Consider the following 22,172-nt stretch of genomic DNA (forward strand, 5'->3'; position numbering starts at 1 on the left):
GTTTATTTCACACTGAAAAGCGGTTGTACATCCAATATGGCTTTCTGGTAAGCGAGATCAAAATCTTCCCATTTACCGGTAAGTCCAAAACGATACTTCTTACCGTCAATCAGGTCAAATTCGGCTACCTTTTTGTTGAATCCCTGTTTACCTCTTTGGAAATTGGTAATATCAGACAGTTGGAATTCATCGGTTTTTTTGTTCTTTGTAAGCAGCCAGCCAATAATGCCGAATAACATAAACATCATCATTGGCTTTGTTTCAAACACAATCCTCTCGTTGGTCAGGCATATGGCGCCTTGTTTGGCCTGCCAGGTACTTTTGAGATAAACGGCGTTTACTTTGTACAGTACGGTTTCATGTGGGTTAAGGGGCCACTTTACTTTAATATTCTGCATGGTAACTAACAATATGATTTAAAGACAAAAATATAATTTTATTGTGAATCTAAACAGCAAATAATGATTCTGACATCTATCCTCGATAATGACTTTTATAAATTCACCATGCAACATGGCGTTATAAAATTATTCCCGAAGGCTCGTGCCCGTTATACTTTTATTAACCGTGGTAAGCATTCCTTTCCTCCCGGTTTTGCGGAAGCATTAAGAGAGGCAGTGGATAATATGCAACACCTGCAGCTTACTGCCGAAGAAAAACAATACCTCGCAGTTACCTGCCCTTACCTGGATCCTACCTACCTGGACTTCCTGCAGGGCTATCGATATAATCCAACAGAAGTGCATATTACACAACATGGAGAAGAACTGGAGGTACATGCAGATGGTTACTGGTATAGAACCATTTTATGGGAAGTGCCGCTGATGTCTCTTATCTGCGAACTGTATTACCAGCTAACCGGACAACAACGGGTCGCTGATGAAGAAGTGATCCGGATTACCCGTGAGAAAATTGAGAAATACAAACAAATGGGTATTACTATTGCCGATTTCGGCACACGACGCAGGCATTCGCTGGCCGTGCATAAACTGGTAGTAAAAACGCTCCGGGACTATGGGCAGGGCTGTTTTATCGGCAGCAGCAATATTCACCTGTCTATGCGCAACGGTGTGAAGCCGGTGGGTACACATGCGCACGAATGGTTTATGTTCCATGCCGCCAAATACGGCTTTAAGATGGCCAATATGCTCGGACTGGAAAATTGGGTACAGGTATACCGGGGCGACCTGGGTATTGCCTTATCTGACACGTATACCACGCCTGTCTTCTTCGAGCAATTCGACAAAAAGTTCGCCAAACTGTTTGATGGCGTGCGTCACGACAGTGGAGACCCGATCCTGTTTGCCGACCGCACCATCACCCATTATAAAGGAAAGGGAGTAGATCCGCTCACCAAAACCATTATTTTCTCAGACGGTCTGGACTATGAAAAGGTAGCTAGCATCGCCAGCTATTGCCGGGGGAAAATAGGCATGTCGTTCGGTATTGGCACCAATTTCACCAATGATGTGGGGTTACCGGCCCTGAATATTGTGATTAAAATGTATGAAGCCCTACCGGAAGATGCGCCCAGATGGACACCCGTAGTGAAGTTGTCAGATGTGAGCGGGAAATATACCGGGGACAAAAAAATGATTGAACAGGCGATAGAGACGCTGCAGGGAATTACGAATTAGGAATTACGAATTACGGATTTGTGGGTAGATAGGCAACTGTTGGTCATTTGTTACTGTCTACCCACAAATTCCTAATTCGTAATTTCCTCTTACCACGACCCTAGCCCAATACCGGTATCCCCCTGGGAAACATCCCCGGATTCAAAACCTTTTTTAAACCAGAACATCCGTTGTGCGGAAGTGCCGTGTGTAAAGGCATCTGGTACCACCTGCCCGGTGCTCGCCTGTTGCAGACGGTCATCCCCTACGGCGCTGGCAGCGTTCAAACCGGATTCAATATCACCCGGATCGAGGAATGGCTTGATCTGGTTGGCACGGTAAGCCCATACCCCGGCGAGGAAATCGGCCTGCAGTTCCAGCATGACGGATAACTTATTATATTCCTTCTCACTCAACCGGGAGCGCATCGCCTGCATTCTTCCGCTGATTCCCAACAGATTCTGCACGTGATGGCCCACCTCGTGTGCGATAACATATGCTTTGGCAAAGTCGCCTTTTACACCGAATTGTTGTTCCAGTTCGTTAAAGAATGAAACATCCAGGTATACCCGATGATCTGCAGGACAGTAAAACGGTCCCATGGCAGATTCCGCGAAACCACAACCGGATTCAGTACCTTTTTCAAAAGACACCATGCGGGGCACTTCATAAGTCTTGTTCTTTTGCTGGAACTCCAACTTCCAGACCCTTTCCGTACTGCGCAACACTTTGGAAGACATCACCTCAAATGGTGATGCATTTTCTTTAGTGAGCTTTTCGGCAGTACCGCCCTGCCCCTCTCCGGAGCCCTGCACCTGTTGTACTGCCTGCATTACCTGTTGCGGGTCCTGTTTAAAGAGCATCGCCAGCACTATAATGATAATGCCGCCAATACCGCCGCCGATACCAATGTTGCGCATGCCGCCACCGGAACGTTTCTCGACGTTGTCGCTCATTTCTTCATCATCAAGACGCATAAATAGATTTTAAAATTAAGTGGTGAAGTTTCTCAACCCGAATGTACATTTTTCATATGTATTCACCCACTTTTCCCTCCTCCTAAACAAAAGCATTTTTTGCCTGTTAATTATTCATTGCTTTTCTTTACGTCTAAATACCTCCGTGTATGAAAATAAAACAGATCCTGCTCGCTGCCCGCCCCAAAGGATTACCCCAGGCTGCTGATTTCAAAATGGAGGAAACCAACCTCCCTGAACTTATGCCTGGTGAGGTATTGGTAAAACCGCTCTATTTTTCAGTAGATCCGTATATGCGTGGCCGTATGAACGATGCCAAATCATATATTCCTCCGTTCCAGGTGGGCGAACCCATTGAAAGCGGAGGTGTAGCGGAAGTAATCGAAAGCAAAGATGACCACTTCAAAGCTGGCGAAACAGTGATGAGTAGCGGCCCCCGTCCTTTTCTGCCCTGGGCAACCGCCGCTATTTTCCCGGCTAATCATCTCCGGAAAATAGATAGCAGCATTCCCCTCACCTACTACCTTGGGCTATTGGGTGTTCCCGGTTTAACTGCCTACTTTGGTATGGTGGATATAGGTAAGCCTAAAGCAGGAGAAACGGTGGTAGTTTCCGGTGCTGCCGGCGCCGTGGGCATTATAGTAGGGCAAATAGCCAAAATAATGGGATGCCGCGCAGTAGGCATTGCCGGCGGAGCGGAGAAAATTAAACTGCTGACAGATACCTTTGGCTTTGATGCGGCCATTGACTATAAAGGCAATGCAGACATGGACGCCGCCGTGGCTGCGGCTTGTCCCAATGGCGTAGATATCTACTTTGATAACGTAGGTGGAGACATTTCAGATGCTGTTATCAGGCATCTCAACTTCTTCGCACGGGTGCCGCTATGCGGTCAGATTGCATTGTATAATGCAACAGAAGTACCCGTAGGTCCTCGTATCCAGCCTGTTATGGTTACCCGTAGCATATTGATGCAAGGCTTCATTATTGGTAACTACGCCACCCGTTTCGGGGAAGGCGTAAAACAACTATCTGAATGGGTGAAGGCGGGCAAGATAAAATACACGGAAACAGTAGAAGAAGGATTTGATCGGCTACCCGATGCACTATTGGGATTATTTTCAGGCAAGAACAGTGGTAAGATGGTAGTGAAAGTGTAATTTTGAGTATGACAAATGCGATTGTTCATACCCGCGTTAGAAAAGTAGCCGTAGAAAGTTTCACCGACACGAGTGATACACTGGCTGCAGAAGAACCACTCGAAATAAGACTGGTGCATGGGCCTTCTCATAACCGCCGGCAGCAAAACATATCCGTTACCATGCGTACGCCCGGGGAAGATATGGAACTGGCTGCCGGCTTTCTCTTTACAGAAGGTATTATTTCCGGTCAGGAAGATATCCAGGAAATAATTTTGTCGGAAGATAAGGAAGACCATATTGCTACGGTACACCTGAAACCCGGCGTAGCCGCGCAATTAGGCAATACTGCCCGCAACTTTACGGCTACCGCCGCCTGCGGCGTTTGCGGCAAAACGGCCATCTCCGCTATTCATACAGCCGTTTCCGTTAATGATAACGATATTCGTTTTTCTGCAGACAGCTTATTCGGTCTCCCTGCGCTGTTAAGAAATGAACAGGCGCTATTTGATACTACCGGCGGATTGCATGCTGCCGCGCTCTTCGATAACAACGGACATCTGCTGATACTACGAGAAGATATAGGTCGCCATAATGCGGTAGATAAAATTATAGGCGCCGCCATGGCACAGCATTTAATGCCTTTAAAAAATCATTTACTGTTATTAAGTGGCCGCGCCGGATTTGAGCTGATTCAAAAAGCAGCGATGGCGAAAATACCTGTAATAGCCGCCATAGGCGCTCCTTCCAGCATGGCCGTAAAAATGGCGGCGCAATGGAACATCACCTTGTTGGGCTTCTTAAAAGAACAACGATTCAATATTTACAGCGGCCCGGAAAGAATTGATTTCAAATTAAATATCACCACCCATGGATAGTGCAGAAAATCCGGTCCGGTTTACCGGTATTAAACTGGGGCCTCCGAAAACAGTAGCGGCGGGCATTCCTGCCGTTGTATCCAGCATGCGGCATATCCTGGAAGAAATGAATGCCTTCCGTGGCATGAAAGCCTTACTGGAACTGAATCAGAAAGATGGATTTGACTGTCCGGGCTGTGCCTGGCCTGATCCGGACGATGAAAGATCCGGCATTGCAGAATACTGCGAAAATGGCGCTAAAGCCGTAGCTGAAGAGGCTACTACCAAAAAGCTAACACCCGACTTCTTCGCACAATATAGTATCGATGACCTGGGATTATTAACGGATTATGAGATAGGTAAAAAAGGCAGGATTGCTCAGCCCATGTACCTGGCACCGGATGCCACTCATTATGCGCCCATCTCCTGGGAAGATGCCTATCAATTGATTGCCCGGCACCTTCATCAACTGGCTTCGCCGGATGAAGCCATTTTTTATACCTCCGGCAGAACCAGCAATGAAGCGGCTTTCCTGTACCAGCTCATGGTAAGGGAATATGGTACCAACAACCTCCCCGACTGTTCCAATATGTGTCATGAATCCAGCGGTGTGGCCCTGGGTGAATCTCTCGGAATAGGCAAAGGATCTGTAACACTGGAAGATATTTATGAGGCAGAGGTGATTATTATCCTGGGACAAAATCCAGGTACCAATCATCCCCGCATGCTTACTGCGTTACAGAAGGCAAAGGCAAACGGCGCTACCATCATTTCCGTTAATCCGTTACGGGAAACCGGCTTGCTGAATTTCTTAAATCCACAAACCGTAAAAGGGGTACTGAATATAAAGGCGCACCTGACAGATATTTTCCTGCAGGTAAAAATAAACGGTGACATGGCGTTACTGAAAGCCCTGGCGCTGCTACTGTTACAGCAGGAAGAACTTGCACCGGGCACCGTATTTGACCAGCCGTTTATTGACGCCAATACACAGGGATTTGAAGCTTATATCGCACACCTGAAAACACAACAGTTGTCGCAACTGATGGCAGATAGTGGTGCTGAGCCGGAACTGATACAACAGGCCGCCCAGGCACTTTTCCATAAAAAGAAGATCATTGCCTGCTGGGCCATGGGGCTCACCCAACATAAAAATGCCGTGGATACCATCCGGGAAGTGGTAAACCTCTTACTGCTGAAAGGCAGTATAGGCAAGCCTGGCGCCGGCACCTGCCCGGTACGTGGCCATAGCAATGTACAGGGCGACAGGACCATGGGCATTTACGAGCAGCCCTCCGCTGCTTTGCTGGAAAAAATTCAGTCTGTATACGGTTTTCAGCCCCCGCAGGAGCATGGCTATGATGTGGTAAAAGCCATTAATGCCATGCATCGTGGCGATGCAAAAGTATTTATGGCCATGGGGGGCAACTTCCTTTCCGCCACACCGGATACCCTGTATACTGCTCAGGCACTGCGCAATTGCGATCTTACCGTACACGTATCTACGAAATTAAACCGCAGTCATGTAGTGCATGGTAAAGAAGCACTTATACTGCCCTGCCTGGGACGCAGCGATAAAGATATGCAGCAAAACGAGCAACAGTTTGTTACCTGCGAAAACTCTATGGGCGTGATACAGATGTCCAAAGGCAATCTGCAGCCGGTATCTTCCGCCTTAAAAAGTGAACCGGCGATTGTCTGTGAACTGGCGACTGCCTTGTTTGGCGAGGAATCACGTGTTCCCTGGGCAAAGTATGCCCTTCACTACGATGCTATACGTGATGCTATCGAAAAAGTGATTCCCGGCTTCGATGATTACAATAAAAGAGTAAGACATCCCGGCGGTTTCTATCTTCCAAATGGCGCACGCAAAGGACAGTTCAATACCTCTACCGGAAAAGCTAATTTCAACGTAGCGGCGGTACTGACAACACCATTGGCCATCGATGAATACATGATGATGACCATCCGTAGCCACGACCAGTTCAATACAACGATTTACGGTTTAGATGACCGCTATCGGGGCGTATACCACGAAAGACGGGTGATATTTATGAATCCTGCGGATATCGCTGCAGCGGGCTTTCATCCGGGAGACATCGTAGATTTATATAACTATCACGGTCAAACGGAACGTGTAGCTTATGGCTTCATTATTGTATCATTCCATATACCGGAAAAGTGCACAGCTACTTACTTTCCGGAAACGAATGTACTGGTGCCGGTAGACAGTGTGGCTGCAAAAAGCAATACACCGACATCCAAACTCGTGATCATAAAAATAAAATCTTCGAATATAAAAAACTAGCGCATGCAACCCATCATATGGCAGGCGGTACAATGGCCGGCTACGGAATATTTCACCCTGCAGGACAATGCACAGGGCAAGCTGGCTTCCGGCTACATCAACGGAGTTAGAGAGGAACAACCATTTTGTATTCATTATGAAATAGCGATTACCCCAACCTGGCAGGTCTCGTCTTTTTATATCCGGCAAAATGGCTTATCGCCTACAGAGCTGCGGCTTACGTCTGACCTCCACGGTCATTGGTTCGATAAAGACAATAACCATATTGATGCTTTTGATAACTGCATCGACATTGATATTTCACTTACACCGTTTACCAATACGTTGCCGGTAAAGCGACTGCAACTTGAAGCCAACGAAAGCATGATGCTGGACATTCTCTATATCAAATTACCTGAGTTTGAATTACAGAAAGTACAACAGCGCTACACAAGACTTGGACAGCAGGAATACCAATACGATAATGTAATGACTGACTTCAAGGCAGATCTGCCTTTTGATGAAAACAGTATTATGAAAGATTATCCGGGGATCTTTAAACGTATCTATTACTAGGGCAGCAACAATTCCGTTTCCCGCACCAGTTCTGCAAAAATATCTGCCGTACTCCAGGCCCTGGCTTTGCCGGCAGCCTGTCCTGCCCACATATTTATAAACGCTGTATTATCCAGCTCCCTGGCCACTTTGCGAATGGGCTGGGTGAGCACATCCTGGTAAGGATACCCACTGATAGGCAGGCCCGAGGCCTCTACTTCTGTAATGAAGGTGTTGCGGACTCCTCTGGCCCAGCGACCGGAGAATGCGCGTGTAAGTAGTGTATCCGTATCCGTTATACCGGCCAGGGCAGCTTTATGCGCAGGCGTAGCGGCACTTTCGTGGGCACGCAGATAAATACTGCCGGTTTGTACGGCCGCAGCGCCCAACATTTTTGCAGCAGCAACTCCCCTGCCATCCATAATACCTCCTGCAGCAATAACGGGCATGCGTACACGATCAATCACCTGTGGTACCAACGCCATGGTGCCAGTCTTTGGCAGCTCCCCGGGCAGAAAAGAGCCACGATGTCCACCCGCTTCTATCCCCTGGGCAATGATGGCGTCTGCTCCGGCAGTTTTCAGGGCAACCGCTTCTTCCACGCTGGTGGCCGTTCCCATGAGCCAGATTTTATGCTCCTTCAGCAACGCAAATCCTTCGGCATCCGGCATTCCAAAAGTAAAGCTCACGTATTTAACACCCGCAGCTATCAGCGCGGGCAACTGCACTTTCCATGAATAATAGGGAACGTTGTCAAAGTTCACTGGTGGCGCGGCCAAACCATTGGCCCCACAAAGGAACTGGAGGAAATCCTGCATGTCATCAAAAACTTTGCGGTCATGCCAGGAAGCGGGTTCGTAGGTAAACAGGTTGACAGCAAACGGTTGTTGCGTGAGTGCTTTTACCTCGCGGATCAACGCTGTCACTTTTTCCGGAGGCAAACCTCCCACCGGCAAAGACCCCAGGCCGCCGCTATTGCTCACAGCTGCTACCATTGCGGGAGTTGTGATACCTAACATCGGTGCCTGTATCAATGGATAAGTAATACCTAACAGGCGGGTTAATTCATTCTTCCATTCCATGACCAACAATTTAGTACTATAAAAATACGGAAGTTTCGCTTACCGGAAATTCAGGACAGTAGGTGCCCGCAATGCAGAAACATCGAAACGGAAATCCACGATGGTGGTGATCTCCAGCATCAGTTTCTTCATAGGATCCGGTGCATTCGGATAGTAGTAACCGGATACTTTAATCGTATTCAGTGAGAGGTTTTCGTTACGTACCCTGAAACCACCACCTATACCGAGATACATGGGATTTCTTAACAGGTCATCGTTGTTTTTGGTGAGCACAGACGCCTGCAGGGCTGTGAAGAAATTAAATTTGAAACCGAGTAGTTTAAGCGGACTGTAATACACCGTTTCTGAACCCAGGTTTAATCGTTGGAAACCATTCAGGGTAGTGTTCTTGTAGCCCCATATGCCGTATTCCATATTGATGTTAAGCGGCTTATTAAAGAATGGATTAGGAGTACCCAGATAATCAATATTAAAAAACTGCCGGAAACGTGCTTTGCGGAGATTGATCAAACGACTATAATACTCCAGCCTGGCGTGTATAACAGCATCTTCTGTTGCGGATTTCAACCAATAAGTGCCCAACCCGATGGTGGTATTAAAAAGCCCGTAATGCCTGGTGGTCCAGAATTTCTGTGCTTCCAAACCTGTATACAGCCGCCTGCGGCCCTTCCAGCTCTCCCAACCGCTGGTGCCGCTGATATTGTAGCCAAGGGGGATATCCTCTGTACGGCCAAAACCAAAGAAATAATGTGCTTTGAAATAATCAATCCGATATGCCTGTAACTCCAGGAGATAAAGGCGATGGTCGTTATAAAGGGGATCGTCTTTATACCTCAGCTGATCCGGCTTTCGTTGGAAAGATAAATTATAGTGCCTGGCGAGCACGGCGAAGTTGGGTTTACTGCCGATGGTGCCATCATGTTTATAGTGATTAATGAAGTTATAACCAATCCAACCATCTATGACAGTGTAGTTATAATCCCTGAAAATGCTGTCTCCTTCTGAAGGTATAGCTCCCCTGATATTGATAGACCAGTTTTTGGACATGGCGAAACCTCCTACCAGCTTGGCTGCATTACGGTACAGGGGTCTGTTTAAATTAATAAACACGGCCCCTTCAAAGGAATTGGTGTCCAACTGGGCATAATTGTTCAGGGTAGTGTACCCTACGGTCATGTCGACGAAGGATCCCAGAAAATTATATTTCGTATAGCGTACTTCGGTATTCCAGGTAGGAGAATAGTCAGAACGCCATTGCATACCTACTTTAAGGCCCTGGCCTGCCCCGAACAGATCGTTGTTGGACACACTTGCCCGAATATCCTTTGCGCTGAATTGTGACAGATCAACGCCATATTCAAAGAGGTCTTTTGTTACGACTTCCACATCCAGGGAGTCGCCATCCATGTTTCGGATATATAATCGGGCATCCTGGATAAAAGGTCTGTTACGAAGATAACGTTCATTATCTGCCATCTCAAAGGGATCCAGCATTTGATTCTCTCTGAAAAACAATGATTGCCTGATTACCCATTCTCTGGAGTCATAATGCAGGCGGTTGGCCAGGTGAATTAATTTCATGCTGGTGGAGAAGGTGGTATCATTGATGTTGCTGGGACCAAATACTTTTACCTTCCTATAGTAGATATTTCTGATCACTTTGCCCGCAAAGGGGGTAAAATATGCCTCACTTTTAATAATAGTACTGTCATTATCGTTGGAGCGCACGGGTTCATCCTGCCTGGTAATACGCTTAATCAGTGTTTGGCGGTACTCCTTATTGCGCATGGAATCGCGGTATTCACCGATTTTTTTAAACAGGCCACTACCTTTATGCGGGATTGTATCCCCTGAATGCGGGGACTGTAGTCCTTCTGCAGATACCAATACAGGACAATGCAGGCTAATAAGCCAGCAGAAGACAGTTAGTGTAGGCCATATTTTAAAATAATTCATCAAGGCTAGCAGCAGGCAACAATTATATTGAAAAAAACTGGAATTGCAACTACTGCAAATATTGTTCTTGCGGAATGATAATTGTATAAAAAATTGAACGAATGACTTATAAGAAAGTTACAGATACCAATTGTTCACCATAAAAGCATCTACTTATGTTACGCTGGGCACTCATCTTTTTTATTGTAGCCATCATTGCCGCCGTATTTGGGTTTGGTGGTATCGCAGCAGGTGCGGCTTCTATTGCCAAGATCCTGTTCTTTATTTTCCTGGTGTTATTTGCAATTTCTTTACTGGCAGGGATGCTGAGAAAATAGCTGTGATAGCTTTTAGCAGTTAGCTTTTAGCTTTTAGCAAATGTTATGTTGAACAACAGCTTTTAGCAGTTAGCTTTTAGCTTTTAGCAAATGTTATGTTGAACAACAGCTTTTAGCAGTTAGCTTTTAGCTTTTAGCAAATGTTATGTTGGACAACAGCTTTTAGCAGTTAGCTTTTAGCAATTGTTATGTTGAGGATCATATGCCGATGTCCAACATAACATTTGCTAAAAGCTAAAAGCTAACCGCTAAAAGCTATTTCATTATACTGGTTTCCCAGCCATCATATTCTGCGTTTACTTGTTGTGCCAGTTCCCAGAGACTCATCACTACACTATCTATCGTTGCCTCGCTGGCTTTGTCCGGGCGGGAAATACATAGTTTATAAGGAAACTCCGGGTTATCTGTTTTATCTTCTCTGGCAAGTGTAAAGCCATTTTCTTTAATATGTTCCCAGTAGGCGATCTTATCTTCCTCTGTTCTGAAATGAATCCAGTGTTCAATTGGACGTTCTTTTTCAGAAGCATCACCGTGCTGCCGGAGCATACGTAAAACTTTCCTGTTTTGTATACGTTGAAATTCGTATACGTCAGGAAAGAGGAAATCGAAATATAACTCCCAGTTATTATCTTCCTTCACACCGTAATCATACCTGTAATCCGGGAAACTAATCATTGCATCTGCAATGAATTTATCATGCAGCAATGTAGTACCCGCATAGAAGTAAAAGTCACGTACACCATTGGAAAAAGTACGGCCTACAAAATGCGCATCCAGCCTGGTTTGCAACTGTTCTACCAAACTGTCCTCAATTTCACCCATGATGGCAAATTCATCGTTCTGCGGGAATCCGTCCTCACGTGGATTGTTAAGATATACTGTTATATATATGGCATTGGGCTTTTCCTTTAATGGCGCAAATCGTCTCAGATCAAGGTCAAGGCCTATTACTGCTGGACTTTCTTCAATATGGCACGTATAAATATCCCAGTCCGGGCGGTAATCCTTATGCATATAAAAAAATTAAAATAACGCAACAGCTGGCTGTAAAGATACGTTGCTCTCCGTTACAACGGAAAAGATAAACTTGTATTGAACCCTTTTTTATCCACAAAATTTAGCGTATGCTTTACGTTGGCCTCCATACAATTACGCCGGATATAAGGAGGGCTTAACACTAATTAACATTTGGGGTATTTTTACCCAATCTTTCTGCAACCTGCTACCACAAAGAATCCTGCTCAATTCTGTAGTTGAAACATCGGACTGTAAAGGGTTCCATTCGACCTTTCATCCCAAAAACGGGTGTTTCCTCATTCATAAAAACTAATTTTACAGGGCTATAAATTGTTGGAAGCTATTATGAGAAAAATTGTATCGTTATTTACAGGCTGGCTATTGTTATGTTGTTTTACCGCTATGGCGCAACAACCCGGAGGGAAGGCTGCCTCCACCAGCACCGGTGTTATTTATGGTAAACTCCTGGATGCACAAACCGGCAAACCTATTGAGTACGCATCTGTGGCATTGTTACGTCCGGATTCTTCCGTGCAGACAGGAATGCTCTCCAAAACAAACGGAGATTTCATTTTCGAAAATATTGCCCTCAGCAAATATATCCTCAAGTTTAATTTTATCGGATATGAAACGATTTATAAAGTCGCTGCCCTTTCTGCTAAAACCGGCAGCATTGATATCGGTAATGTAAAGCTGAAAGCAAATGTAAAATCACTGGCTGCAGTAAATGTAGTAGGCGAAAGACCTGCCTTTACCATGGCGATAGATAAAAGGGTATTTAATGTAGATAAAAACCTGTCGAGCATTGGTGGTACTGCCACAGATGTATTAAAACAGGTGCCTTCTGTAAACGTGGACATTGACGGCAACGTCACCGTTCGCAATGGTACGCCCACCATCTTTATTGATGGCCGCCCTTCTACCCTCACGCTGGATCAGATCCCTGCAGATGCAATTCAGAATATTGAAGTAGTGACGAATCCCTCTGCCAAATATGACGCAGAAGGCATGAGCGGTATTTTAAACATCGTGCTGAAAAAAAATAAAAAAGCAGGCATTAACGGTGTGATCAGCGCGGGCGCTACCTCCCTTGGCAGCACCAATGGTGGCATTGATTTCAACCTGCGTCAGGAGAAATTTAATTTCTTCATCAACTACAATGTCCGCAACCGTAAATCACCGATGACCAGCCGCCTGTACAGAAAAAATATAGGTGCTGATACCACTACCTACACCGAACAACTGGAAGACGGTGACTTCTATCGCAAATTTCAGACTGGCCGTATAGGATTCGATTGGTTCATTGATAACCGCAATACCATTACTGTTTCAGAGAATATTACCGGCGGCAACTTTAATAAATACAATGAGCAAACAGTGAATGAGCTGGATGCCAAACAACAGAAAGTGCGGTATGGAACCGGTATCGACAATACACTGAACGGCTTCCGTAACTACACCACGCAGCTGGGATACAAACATACCTTTGCGAGAGAAGGTGAAGAACTGACCGCCGACTTCACATATAACTATGCTACAGGTGACAACAGTTCTAACTATTCACTGCAATATTTCGACCTCCCGGGCAAGCCGATCTACGATCCCAAGAAGCCTGAAATACGCAATGGCAGCGGCGAAGGCAAAACGACCTATCTTACTGCGCAGCTGGATTATGTGAGACCGCTGACTGAAAAATCCAAAATTGAAATGGGATTGCGCAGCAACACCCGCCAATTTGATAACTTCACGAATACCTACGGACAGAATTATCCTTCCGGTACATTCACCCTGGACTCTGCCCTCTCCAATAGCTACCATTACCAGGAACAGATCAATGCAGGCTACGTAAGCTATACCGGCGCCAAAGATAATTTCGGCTACCAGGTAGGCTTAAGAGCAGAGCAGTCTAACTACGATGGTGAAACAAGACTGGGACAAAAATCTTCCTATAAGATCAGCTACCCGGTAAGCTTTTTCCCCAGCGTTTTCCTATCACAGAAATTCAAGGGAGATAACGAAGTACAACTGAATTACAGCCGCCGTATACGCCGTCCCTGGTTCAGGGACCTACTGCCTACGATCGACTATAGCGGCCAAAGCGCCAGCACCGGCAATCCGGATCTGAAGCCTGAATTCACCAATTCCTTTGAGCTGTCTTACCTGAAAGATTTTGCGCATAAACATAACCTGCTGATATCTTTATACTATCGCAATACCACCAATGCCATCACCGATTTTTATGTAGATACCACCCTTAATCTGAACGGACAGGTGCAGCATGTATTGCTCCAGTATCCTATCAACGCCAGCACGAGGAATTCCTACGGAGCAGAATTTACCCTGAGAAGTCAACTGACCAAGAGCTGGGATCTGACTACCAACATCAACCTCGCTCAGACAAAGATCGATGCCACCAGCAATGGTAGTAACTTATCCAATCAGGGGATTACCTGGTTCGGTAAATTAAACAGCAACACTAAACTGCCCTGGAACCTCACGTTCCAGGTAAGTGCGGAATATGAGTCCAAACAAATTATGCCACAGGGAGAAAGAGAGCCGAAATGGTCTGCAGATGCAGCGATCAAAAAAGATATGCTGAAAAACAAAGCTCTGTCTATTTCGCTTGGCATCAGTGATATCTTCAATACCGACCGTAATCTTTCTTATACCACCACCCCTTTTTCAGAGCAGGAAAACTACCGTAAACGTCTTACCCGTGAGCTGAAACTGAATGCTACCTGGCGTTTCGGCAAAATGGACACCAACCTGTTCAAAAGGAAGAATAACAAGTCAAAAGAAAACAATGGTGAAATGGGCGGAGGTGATAATTTTTAATTCGTAATTTGTAGTCCGTAAACAACACTTATGGATTCTATTTATCACACTATCACCCTCCGTTTCCTGGCCGAACCATCAGACGTAAACTTCGGCGGAAAGGTACATGGAGGCTCCGTTATGAAGTGGATTGACCAGGCAGGTTATACCTGTGCGGCCAACTGGAGCGGACAATATGCTGTTACGATTTATGTGGGAGGTATTCGTTTTTTTAAGCCTATTTCTATAGGAGACCTGGTGGAAATCAACGCTAAAATTATTTATACCGGCAACACCAGCATGCATATTTCCATTGATGTATTTGCCGGCAATCCACGACAACAGCAAAAAACAAAGACTACTCACTGCGTGATGGTTTTTGCAGCCGTAGATGATACCGGTAAAACAGTGACAGTGCCTAAGTGGATCCCGCAAACCGCCAGTGAAATCAGCATGGAAGGCTATGCGAAAAAACTGATGGATTTACGTAAGGATATTGATGAAGAAATGAAACCGTATATGTAGAGATAGCTGTTAGCTGTTAGCTGTTAGCTGTTAGCAAATGCAGCGGAGATGAAGATATATTTTAATAGGAGAAGCCCTTCCGGTATACGGAAGGGCTTCTTTATTGATATTATATAATCTTCACTCATCTTTATCCGCTGCATTTGCTAACAGCTAACAGCTAATGGCTAAAAGCTTAACTCGCAAACTGCATATCGCTGAGTGTTCTGTACAATCCATCCAGGCCTATCAACTCGCTGTGTGTACCTTCTTCTACAATATGCCCTTTGTCCAGCACAATAATTTTATCGGCTTGTCTTACGGTGGCGAGTCTGTGTGCAATAACGATAGAGGTGCGTCCTTCCATCAGTTTATCCAATGCATCCTGCACGAGTTTTTCTGATTCGGAGTCCAGTGCAGATGTAGCTTCGTCCAGGATCAGGATACGGGGATTCTTCAATACCGCTCTCGCGATGGCGATGCGTTGCCGCTGTCCGCCGGAAAGCTGTATGCCTCTTTCACCCACTACTGTGTTTAGTCCTAACGGGAACCGCTGTATGAATTCCCAGGCATTGGCCTGTCTTGCTGCGGCTTCCATTTCCTCAAAGCTGGCACCTGGTTTACCATAGGCGATATTTTCAGCGATCGTACCACCAAAAAGGAATACATCCTGTGGCACCACTGCCATTTGCGAACGCAGCTGTGATAAAGGGAAAGATGTACTTTCTTTACCATCGAACAGGATGCTGCCGCTCACCGGATCGTACAGGCGTAACAGTAAGGATACAATGGTGCTTTTACCGGCGCCACTAGGGCCTACCAATGCTACCTTCTGATCGGCATATACATCAAATGATACGTTATTCATGATGGAAAGATCCGGACGGGAAGGATAATGAAAAGAGATATTGCGGAAACTGATCTGCCCATCCAGCTGATTTTCCTGTGCAATTTCCGTTACCGGTGTGATGGGTTCTGCTGGTTCATCAAGTATTTCCAGCAAATGTTCCGTTGCCCCAATGCTCTTTTGCAGGTTGGTATATACCTCTGCCAGACCAGCGATAGAGCCGCCTATGAAAAGGGAATACAGCACAAAAGATAACAGGGAAGATGTGGGCATGCCGATGGCGACCCCTCTCCAGATCACCGCTACCAGCGCACCGAAAATACCCATGATGATAAAAGAAGAGAAAGCGCCGCGATACTTACCACTTTTTATCCCAATAGTGGCAGCTTCATTGGTCCGCTGACGATAACGGGCTATTTCAAAAAATTCGTTGGCGAATGCTTTTACGTTCAGGATTCCCTGCAGCGTTTCTTCCACCACCGTATTAGAAGCAGCTACCTTTTCCTGTACTTCTTTGGAAAAACGGCGGATGAACTTTCCAAAAAATACGGCACCTACCATCATTACCGGCAAAATGGCCAGCATAAAGGCGGTCAGCTGAGGAGAGGTAATCAATAATATGACTACTCCTCCGATGATGATGATCATTTGCCGGATAAATTCGGCCAGGGTGGTGGTGAATGTTTCCTGCAACAGGGAAATATCAGATGAGATGCGACTGCTCAGCTCTCCCACCCTTCTTTCCAGGAAAAATTTCATTGGCAGCCGGATCAGGTGACTATAAATGGTTTGGCGGAGTGTGGCCAGCGTTTTCTCTGTTACATTTACAAATAATACAATACGAAAAAAGGAGAAAATAGCTTGCCCTATCAGTACGGCAATCATCATGACGCCGGCCTTATTCATGCCATTAATCAGATGCGTATTACTGCCAGGATCTACCAGGTTGCCCAATAATTTCGGGAAAGCCAGTCCAGCCAGGCTGGAAATAAAGAGAAAAAGCAGGCCCAGTGCGAATTCTGGCCAGTAGGGTTTAACATAACGGAACAGGCGGAATGTTTTTTTCAGGGACGCCACTTTAATGGGCTTTTTGGGTGAGGTGGATGTAAGGTCGTTTTGCATTTCGGATATAAGTCTTTGTTAATAGAGGTAGACGAAGTGTATCCAAATATATTGCAAAAAGTGGTATAAAATTTATAACGCCTCCGGTGTTTGTTTCTCTTTTTGCAGAAAAACAAACGCCGGAGGCGTCATGCTGCGAATTTAACGCCGCGGTTTGTTTTTGGAAGAATCCCCGGCGCCTGTGCCGAAACGGGATGAATCTTCCCCGGGATTGATAGCCCCGGGTGGTGCTTGCGCTGCCGGAACGGTGTCTGGATTTATCAGGGCTGCTGTATCTTCTACAGTGACCGTTGAATCTGATGCCGGCTTATTGCCGTTGCCGCATGCTGCGAGGAATAATGCTACTACTCCGGCCAGCATGAACATGTTCGTGACTTTTTTCATAATACCGTTGTTTAAGGGTGAAGTAAATCAGGTTCGTATAGTTAACAAAGTCACACCTTAAACAGGATCATTGATTATAACCGGGCGGTATCGGGCCTGGTCTTGGTGGTATCAACAGGAATCACACTGGTGCTATCGACTTTAGGGATAGACACCGCAGCAGAATCAGCTTCCCTGCCAGCTTCTTTAGAGCCGCTGCAGGCAAAAAGAAAAATGCTGAGCATTCCGGCTATACATAATACCACACAAGTCTTGTAAAAAAAGGGTTCCATTATGAAATAAATTTATGGTTAGTAACTGTAGTCATAACACTCATCAGGACAAACAGTTTAAATAGCTGTCACTTTTTCTTACAGGAAAGAATTGTGCCAACGCGTACATTTGTAATAATATATTTTCACTGTATGAAGCATGTTTTGCAGGTCATAGAAGAAGATCAGATCCTGAAAGTGCTGATAGCACTGGTTATGGGAGCATTACTGGGACTGGAAAGAGAATATAAACGTAAAGCTGCAGGAATGCGCACCATGACGTTGATATGTATGAGCAGTGCGGTATTTACGATACTTTCTGCAGAACTGGGATTCCCCAATTCTCCGGACCGTGTAGCCTCCAACATCCTTACTGGTGTGGGTTTCATCGGTGCAGGTGTAATTTTCAAAGGAGATTATACGATCGATGGTATTACCACTGCAGCGGCTATCTGGATCGCTGCCGCGATTGGAATGGCGGTTGGGATGAGCCAGTACTGGCTGGCTATAGCCGCTCTGGTGGGCTCGCTGATCGTACTGGTGACACTGGAAATACTGGAAAGAAAAATTGCGGAAGTAAATGATAAGCGTCTCTACACACTTTACTTTTATGAAGAGAAATTTCCACACATGGATGTTGACAATATCCTACAGGGGTTCCATCTGAAATATAGAAAACTGATGGTAACGCGGAAGGAAAATATCATAGAAGTAAATTACGCAGTGCGGGGCCACCGCAGCAAAATGGAAAAGTTAGATGAGTTTTTGCTACAGAATGCAAATATCTTTCAGTACCAGGTGCAGGCGAATCCATTGTAACCATCTTCTTAATTAATTTGATATGCCATCACATGCAGATCTGCCTTTACACTATGGACAGGTACCACCCTGGCTGGCAAAGCGCATGAGCCTTTTGGGCGGCGCTATTGTAGAGGCCATTGTGACCGACTACGGTAAAGGGGAAGTGATAAAGCGGCTTAGCGATCCCTGCTGGTTTCAGGCACTGGGTTGTGTGTTGGGTATGGACTGGCACTCTTCAGGAATAACCACCAGCGTAATGGGGGCTTTAAAGAAAGCCATTAATCCCCGCTCAGCTGAACTGGGTATTTATATCTGTGGTGGTAAAGGTCGCCACAGCAAACAAACGCCAGCGGAACTGACCGCCATTGCGCATAAAACCGGCCTGCCGGGAGATCAGCTGGTGTATAGCAGTAAGCTCACTGCCAAAGTAGACAATACCGCCATACAGGATGGCTTCCAGTTATACCTGCATTCTTTCATCCTCTCTGATGAAGGCGAATGGGCAGTGGTACAACAGGGAATGAATGATGCCAGCAGTATGGCCAGGCGTTACCACTGGCATTCTTCTGCCTTTAAATCGTTTACAGAAGCGCCTCACACTTTTATCTACGGACGTAACCAGGGACAGATCCTGAACCTGACTGATCTGCAGGCCAACGTTACCAAATCAGGTATTCTCCAACTGACAAAGGAAAAGCCCGTACACCTGTTGCCGGAAATACGCAACCTGTTGATGCCTTCTCACCACGATGTGAGAGCAGAAAATGTGAACCTGAAAAGACTGGGCAGTGTGCTCGCACTGGCGCATGATACCCATCCAGCCGACTTTGAAGCCCTGCTGATGCTGGAAGGCGTAGGTCCGAGGACGTTACAGTCACTCACGCTGGTAAGCGAAGTAATACACGGCACTCCCTCCCGGTTTGAAGACCCGGCCCGGTTTTCGTTTGCCCATGGAGGTAAGGATGGTCATCCCTTCCCGGTACCTACCAGGATTTACGATGAAACCATTCATACGCTCAAGGAAGCCCTGCATAAGGCTAAAATAGGTGAGTCGGATAAGAAGGATGCGATACGCAAACTGTCTGCCCTCTCCCAGCAAATAGAAAAGGACTTTGAGCCCAATACCAATTTTGACAAAGTCGTAGAACAGGAACGACAAGACTCCTGGCGATACGGCGGCAGAACTGTTTTTGGGAAGGCTGTAAAACCAACCCCACCAAAGAACGGTGATCAGCTAAAGCTTTTCTGAATGGAATCATAAACAGCCGCATTCATGATCAACTATAATGAGTTAACGGTACCAGAAGCCACCCGTATTCAGCGGGAAATGCAATCCGAAATACAGATTATTCCTTATCAGGGCCCGGTAAATTACATAGCAGGCGCTGATATTTCGTTTAATAAATTCAGTACCACCGTATATGCGGGCATTGTATTACTAAAGTTTCCATCGCTTACGCCCGTTGGTTATAGCCTCGTAAAAAAGGAAGTATTGTTTCCTTATGTGCCTGGCTTCCTTGCTTTCCGGGAAGTACCTGCCTTGCTGGATGCCTGGGAGCAGCTTCCAGTAAAACCAGATATTTTAGTAGTAGATGGTCATGGTATTGCGCATCCCCGGCGCATGGGCATTGCCACACATTTTGGTGTACTGACCAACCAGCCCACGATAGGCAGTGCCAAGAAAAAGCTGTTCGGTAATTATGAAGAACCTGCACCGGAGAAAGGCAGCCATACGCCACTGACAGATAAACAGGGGCGGGTATTGGGTTATGTATTGCGCAGCAAAAATAAAGTCAAACCGATTTTTGTATCTCCGGGTCACCTGACGGATGTTGCCGGTAGCCTCGATATCTTACAACAATGCATTCAAGGGTACCGGCTGCCAGAACCTACGCGCCTGGCGCATAATGCGGTGAATCAATTCCGGTTGGGAGAAATTCCTGCGGGGTGGAGTGAGCTATAACTTAGAATTTTATCCAGGCGATGTTTGCTTTCTTATCTAATCCTTTGCGGGAAATCAATACTGTAGCATATACGCCGCTTTGTGCATCGTAATCTGCTGCGCCCATCATACATGCATATCCTTTTGTTACTTCCGGAACGCCGAACAAAAACATTCTTTCCATCTTTCCTTTATAAAAGCGGTAACAAACGAAATTAGCGTCTGTAGCGAATTTCAACGGCTTACGTACTTTATCAGACCCACCGGTATCCAGGTATTGCAGGTAATCATTAAACAATACAAAAGAAACATCCGGGCGCGGAATATAATCGTAAGAGAGCCAGGTGTTGGTATTGAGCGCTGCAATTTTGTTGCGGAACATCCATTCACTTTTAGTGCGGCGTTGCAACTGGAAAGGCTCACAGATACCTGTAATCACCTGGTATTTGGAAACAGCCATGGTGGTATTTTCTCTCCCAATAGTGTCCAGCAGGGCAATACCAATATCTCCCAGGTTAGTGTGGAGTTTATTGATCTGCGAATTCCCTTGCTTAAAGAAAGAAAGATTTTCCATTAACAAGGTACTGCTGCCATCTTCGTTTAGTAGTAACCGTTGTGGCGTTCCTTTATAGGGATCTTTATACCCCAGGTTCACTTCCACATTGCGGGCCAGCTCCGGAAATGCCAGTTGTACATGCTTCTTTAACTTGCCGGTAGCCGCCTGAAAAGTATTCATGATAATACCGCTGCCGCCTTCTTTTTGCTTAGCAGGTATATACAATACCATGCGTACCTGCCCTACAGCTGGCGCTGCCTGAATATAACCGCCTACATTACCTGCGCCGGCGGTATAATCCAACACATGGTGGGCGAACGTGGCCGAGTCTGCCGACAGCATGGAAAAGAGCACCTTGGGACCTGCATCCCCTTCTGCACGTTTGGCATTGAATGCTACGGTACCAAGGTATACCTGCGCTTTGCCCGCTACCGCCATACTGATATAACTGAAATAGTTATACGAAGTATCTGCCACGTAAAACCAGCCTTTATTTATGATGTCATGTGTGGGTGAAAAATGGAGGATTTGTATGCGTTCATGAATGCTGTCATTTTTCTGAATAGCAGCCCCGGAAAATAACGCCACTGCATAATAGTCGCTGTTAGGATCTTTCTCTACATAAATATCATGCGATGCCAGGTTATCTTCTACAAACACGCTGCGATGCTGAATAGACGGCAATTCCCCGAGCTTGTCTTCACGTACAAGTTTACCTGTTTCGGCATCCAGTACCAACCGGTATAACACCGGGTTATATTTTACCAGTTGTTGCAGGAAGATGACCGGCTGCCCGTTTATTTCATAAATACCATCTATTTCCGTGGACTCCAGATCGCTGCTGTTCCATTGTTGTGTATGGAGTGTATCCGTTACCGTTAATTCATGCGCCGCATTATACACCGATACCGACAGCCCCTCTTTTTTTGAAAAATGCAGGTAGAAGGTATTACCATTCTTTAACTGCATCAGTTTATCCCAACCATCTCCCGGCTCCCCGAAATCGGGCCCTAATGTTACAACAGGTACCTGGGCAAATGCCAGGGTACTGAAAAGTAATGCCCCTAAAAGGACCGGCCATCTTAAATAACTCATCGCCTTATTGATTAATAATTTCAAATATATGAAATTATTTAAATCTTAAAGCA

20 protein-coding genes are annotated in these 22,172 nt (G+C 45.9%); 11 read left to right on the forward strand and 9 right to left on the reverse strand.

The genetic code is table 11. The features are described from left to right. Positions 1 to 2: 2 nt before the first annotated feature. Complete coding sequence (locus AC1DP6_RS29935; protein ID WP_477058177.1) at positions 3 to 398, reverse strand: hypothetical protein; 396 nt, start codon at positions 396 to 398, stop codon at positions 3 to 5. 63 nt (positions 399 to 461) lie between these two features. Between AC1DP6_RS29935 and pncB the strand changes: the two genes are divergently transcribed. Then, positions 462 to 1,637 carry a nicotinate phosphoribosyltransferase gene (gene pncB, locus AC1DP6_RS29940; protein WP_477058178.1) on the forward strand — a complete coding sequence of 392 codons (1,176 nt, stop codon included), beginning with the start codon at positions 462 to 464 and terminating at the stop codon, positions 1,635 to 1,637. Positions 1,638 to 1,726: 89 nt separating this feature from the next. Here pncB and ypfJ read toward each other — a convergent pair whose 3' ends face one another. Continuing rightward, the gene (gene ypfJ / locus AC1DP6_RS29945; RefSeq protein ID WP_441575070.1) at positions 1,727 to 2,593 is read right to left on the reverse strand and encodes a KPN_02809 family neutral zinc metallopeptidase; all 867 of its coding nucleotides are present in this window, start codon (positions 2,591 to 2,593) and stop codon (positions 1,727 to 1,729) included. Positions 2,594 to 2,742: 149 nt separating this feature from the next. Between ypfJ and AC1DP6_RS29950 the strand changes: the two genes are divergently transcribed. The 4 genes from AC1DP6_RS29950 to AC1DP6_RS29965 are packed head-to-tail and all read left to right on the forward strand — an operon-like array spanning position 2,743 to position 7,452. Continuing rightward, positions 2,743 to 3,753, forward strand: coding sequence for an NADP-dependent oxidoreductase (locus AC1DP6_RS29950; protein WP_477058179.1), 1,011 nt, complete (start codon positions 2,743 to 2,745; stop codon positions 3,751 to 3,753). A gap of 8 nt (positions 3,754 to 3,761) precedes the next feature. Next, positions 3,762 to 4,610, forward strand: coding sequence for a formate dehydrogenase accessory sulfurtransferase FdhD (fdhD, locus tag AC1DP6_RS29955; RefSeq protein WP_477058180.1), 849 nt, complete (start codon positions 3,762 to 3,764; stop codon positions 4,608 to 4,610). Beyond that, positions 4,603 to 6,897 carry an FdhF/YdeP family oxidoreductase gene (locus AC1DP6_RS29960; protein WP_477058181.1) on the forward strand — a complete coding sequence of 765 codons (2,295 nt, stop codon included), beginning with the start codon at positions 4,603 to 4,605 and terminating at the stop codon, positions 6,895 to 6,897. The genes fdhD and AC1DP6_RS29960 overlap by 8 nt, the downstream gene beginning before the upstream one ends. 3 nt (positions 6,898 to 6,900) lie before the next feature. Further along, the gene (locus AC1DP6_RS29965; protein WP_477058182.1) at positions 6,901 to 7,452 is read left to right on the forward strand and encodes a putative glycolipid-binding domain-containing protein; all 552 of its coding nucleotides are present in this window, start codon (positions 6,901 to 6,903) and stop codon (positions 7,450 to 7,452) included. Here AC1DP6_RS29965 and AC1DP6_RS29970 read toward each other — a convergent pair. Together AC1DP6_RS29970 and AC1DP6_RS29975 are read right to left on the reverse strand one after the other, a co-directional pair. Continuing rightward, positions 7,449 to 8,513, reverse strand: coding sequence for an NAD(P)H-dependent flavin oxidoreductase (locus tag AC1DP6_RS29970; protein ID WP_477058183.1), 1,065 nt, complete (start codon positions 8,511 to 8,513; stop codon positions 7,449 to 7,451). The two genes, AC1DP6_RS29965 and AC1DP6_RS29970, sit on opposite strands and share 4 nt — an antisense overlap. Positions 8,514 to 8,552: 39 nt before the next feature. Then, positions 8,553 to 10,301, reverse strand: coding sequence for a hypothetical protein (locus AC1DP6_RS29975; RefSeq protein ID WP_477058184.1), 1,749 nt, complete (start codon positions 10,299 to 10,301; stop codon positions 8,553 to 8,555). A 323-nt stretch (positions 10,302 to 10,624) separates the two neighbouring features. Between AC1DP6_RS29975 and AC1DP6_RS29980 the strand changes: the two genes are divergently transcribed. Next, positions 10,625 to 10,786, forward strand: a complete 162-nt coding sequence (locus tag AC1DP6_RS29980) for a DUF1328 domain-containing protein (protein WP_477024582.1) — start codon at positions 10,625 to 10,627, stop codon at positions 10,784 to 10,786. A 255-nt stretch (positions 10,787 to 11,041) separates the two neighbouring features. On the opposite strand, the gene AC1DP6_RS29985 is transcribed toward AC1DP6_RS29980, so the two are convergent. Further along, the gene (locus AC1DP6_RS29985; protein WP_477024581.1) at positions 11,042 to 11,800 is read right to left on the reverse strand and encodes a DUF695 domain-containing protein; all 759 of its coding nucleotides are present in this window, start codon (positions 11,798 to 11,800) and stop codon (positions 11,042 to 11,044) included. A 348-nt stretch (positions 11,801 to 12,148) separates the two neighbouring features. On the opposite strand from AC1DP6_RS29985, the gene AC1DP6_RS29990 reads away from it, so the two are divergent. Then, a complete protein-coding gene (locus tag AC1DP6_RS29990; protein WP_477058185.1) occupies positions 12,149 to 14,638 on the forward strand; it encodes a TonB-dependent receptor in 2,490 nt (829 codons plus the stop codon). Between the two features lie 30 nt (positions 14,639 to 14,668). Further along, entirely contained in the window at positions 14,669 to 15,142 is a 474-nt protein-coding gene (locus tag AC1DP6_RS29995; RefSeq protein WP_441575080.1) for an acyl-CoA thioesterase, read from the forward strand. Between the two features lie 175 nt (positions 15,143 to 15,317). Here the strand turns inward: AC1DP6_RS29995 and AC1DP6_RS30000 are convergent, their stop codons facing one another. The 3 genes from AC1DP6_RS30000 to AC1DP6_RS30010 all read right to left on the reverse strand — a co-directional run bounded on the left by AC1DP6_RS30000 (position 15,318) and on the right by AC1DP6_RS30010 (position 17,746). Next, the gene (locus AC1DP6_RS30000) at positions 15,318 to 17,090 is read right to left on the reverse strand and encodes an ABC transporter ATP-binding protein (RefSeq protein WP_477058186.1); all 1,773 of its coding nucleotides are present in this window, start codon (positions 17,088 to 17,090) and stop codon (positions 15,318 to 15,320) included. A 141-nt stretch (positions 17,091 to 17,231) separates the two neighbouring features. Beyond that, a complete protein-coding gene (locus AC1DP6_RS30005; RefSeq protein ID WP_477058187.1) occupies positions 17,232 to 17,474 on the reverse strand; it encodes a hypothetical protein in 243 nt (80 codons plus the stop codon). A 74-nt stretch (positions 17,475 to 17,548) separates the two neighbouring features. Beyond that, on the reverse strand, positions 17,549 to 17,746 hold the full coding sequence (locus tag AC1DP6_RS30010) for a hypothetical protein (protein WP_477058188.1): 198 nt from the start codon (positions 17,744 to 17,746) through the stop codon (positions 17,549 to 17,551). A 132-nt stretch (positions 17,747 to 17,878) separates the two neighbouring features. Here AC1DP6_RS30010 and AC1DP6_RS30015 point away from each other — a divergent pair, with 132 nt between their 5' ends. Genes AC1DP6_RS30015 through nfi form a run of 3 tightly spaced genes read left to right on the forward strand, consistent with a single transcriptional unit; the run spans position 17,879 to position 20,489 of the window. Next, entirely contained in the window at positions 17,879 to 18,544 is a 666-nt protein-coding gene (locus tag AC1DP6_RS30015; RefSeq protein WP_477058189.1) for an MgtC/SapB family protein, read from the forward strand. Between the two features lie 22 nt (positions 18,545 to 18,566). After that, entirely contained in the window at positions 18,567 to 19,775 is a 1,209-nt protein-coding gene (locus tag AC1DP6_RS30020) for a DUF763 domain-containing protein (protein ID WP_477058190.1), read from the forward strand. Positions 19,776 to 19,799: 24 nt separating this feature from the next. Then, complete coding sequence (gene nfi / locus AC1DP6_RS30025; RefSeq protein WP_477058191.1) at positions 19,800 to 20,489, forward strand: deoxyribonuclease V; 690 nt, start codon at positions 19,800 to 19,802, stop codon at positions 20,487 to 20,489. A gap of 1 nt (position 20,490) precedes the next feature. On the opposite strand, the gene AC1DP6_RS30030 is transcribed toward nfi, so the two are convergent. Beyond that, complete coding sequence (locus AC1DP6_RS30030) at positions 20,491 to 22,119, reverse strand: hypothetical protein (protein ID WP_477058192.1); 1,629 nt, start codon at positions 22,117 to 22,119, stop codon at positions 20,491 to 20,493. Positions 22,120 to 22,172: the final 53 nt, after the last annotated feature.

Source organism: Chitinophaga sp. 01L420 (assembly GCF_056399985.1).

Bases quoted from the DNA above. Each gene is read 5' to 3' on its own strand.
- AC1DP6_RS29935 (WP_477058177.1), bottom strand. From the start codon at position 398: ATGCAGAATATTAAAGTAAAGTGGCCCCTTAACCCACATGAAACCGTA.
- pncB (WP_477058178.1), top strand. From the start codon at position 462: ATGATTCTGACATCTATCCTCGATAATGACTTTTATAAATTCACCATG.
- ypfJ (WP_441575070.1), bottom strand. From the start codon at position 2,593: ATGCGTCTTGATGATGAAGAAATGAGCGACAACGTCGAGAAACGTTCC.
- AC1DP6_RS29950 (WP_477058179.1), top strand. From the start codon at position 2,743: ATGAAAATAAAACAGATCCTGCTCGCTGCCCGCCCCAAAGGATTACCC.
- fdhD (WP_477058180.1), top strand. From the start codon at position 3,762: ATGACAAATGCGATTGTTCATACCCGCGTTAGAAAAGTAGCCGTAGAA.
- AC1DP6_RS29960 (WP_477058181.1), top strand. From the start codon at position 4,603: ATGGATAGTGCAGAAAATCCGGTCCGGTTTACCGGTATTAAACTGGGG.
- AC1DP6_RS29965 (WP_477058182.1), top strand. From the start codon at position 6,901: ATGCAACCCATCATATGGCAGGCGGTACAATGGCCGGCTACGGAATAT.
- AC1DP6_RS29970 (WP_477058183.1), bottom strand. From the start codon at position 8,513: ATGGAATGGAAGAATGAATTAACCCGCCTGTTAGGTATTACTTATCCA.
- AC1DP6_RS29975 (WP_477058184.1), bottom strand. From the start codon at position 10,301: ATGCGCAATAAGGAGTACCGCCAAACACTGATTAAGCGTATTACCAGG.
- AC1DP6_RS29980 (WP_477024582.1), top strand. From the start codon at position 10,625: ATGTTACGCTGGGCACTCATCTTTTTTATTGTAGCCATCATTGCCGCC.
- AC1DP6_RS29985 (WP_477024581.1), bottom strand. From the start codon at position 11,800: ATGCATAAGGATTACCGCCCGGACTGGGATATTTATACGTGCCATATT.
- AC1DP6_RS29990 (WP_477058185.1), top strand. From the start codon at position 12,149: ATGAGAAAAATTGTATCGTTATTTACAGGCTGGCTATTGTTATGTTGT.
- AC1DP6_RS29995 (WP_441575080.1), top strand. From the start codon at position 14,669: ATGGATTCTATTTATCACACTATCACCCTCCGTTTCCTGGCCGAACCA.
- AC1DP6_RS30000 (WP_477058186.1), bottom strand. From the start codon at position 17,090: ATGCAAAACGACCTTACATCCACCTCACCCAAAAAGCCCATTAAAGTG.
- AC1DP6_RS30005 (WP_477058187.1), bottom strand. From the start codon at position 17,474: ATGAAAAAAGTCACGAACATGTTCATGCTGGCCGGAGTAGTAGCATTA.
- AC1DP6_RS30010 (WP_477058188.1), bottom strand. From the start codon at position 17,746: ATGGAACCCTTTTTTTACAAGACTTGTGTGGTATTATGTATAGCCGGA.
- AC1DP6_RS30015 (WP_477058189.1), top strand. From the start codon at position 17,879: ATGAAGCATGTTTTGCAGGTCATAGAAGAAGATCAGATCCTGAAAGTG.
- AC1DP6_RS30020 (WP_477058190.1), top strand. From the start codon at position 18,567: ATGCCATCACATGCAGATCTGCCTTTACACTATGGACAGGTACCACCC.
- nfi (WP_477058191.1), top strand. From the start codon at position 19,800: ATGATCAACTATAATGAGTTAACGGTACCAGAAGCCACCCGTATTCAG.
- AC1DP6_RS30030 (WP_477058192.1), bottom strand. From the start codon at position 22,119: ATGAGTTATTTAAGATGGCCGGTCCTTTTAGGGGCATTACTTTTCAGT.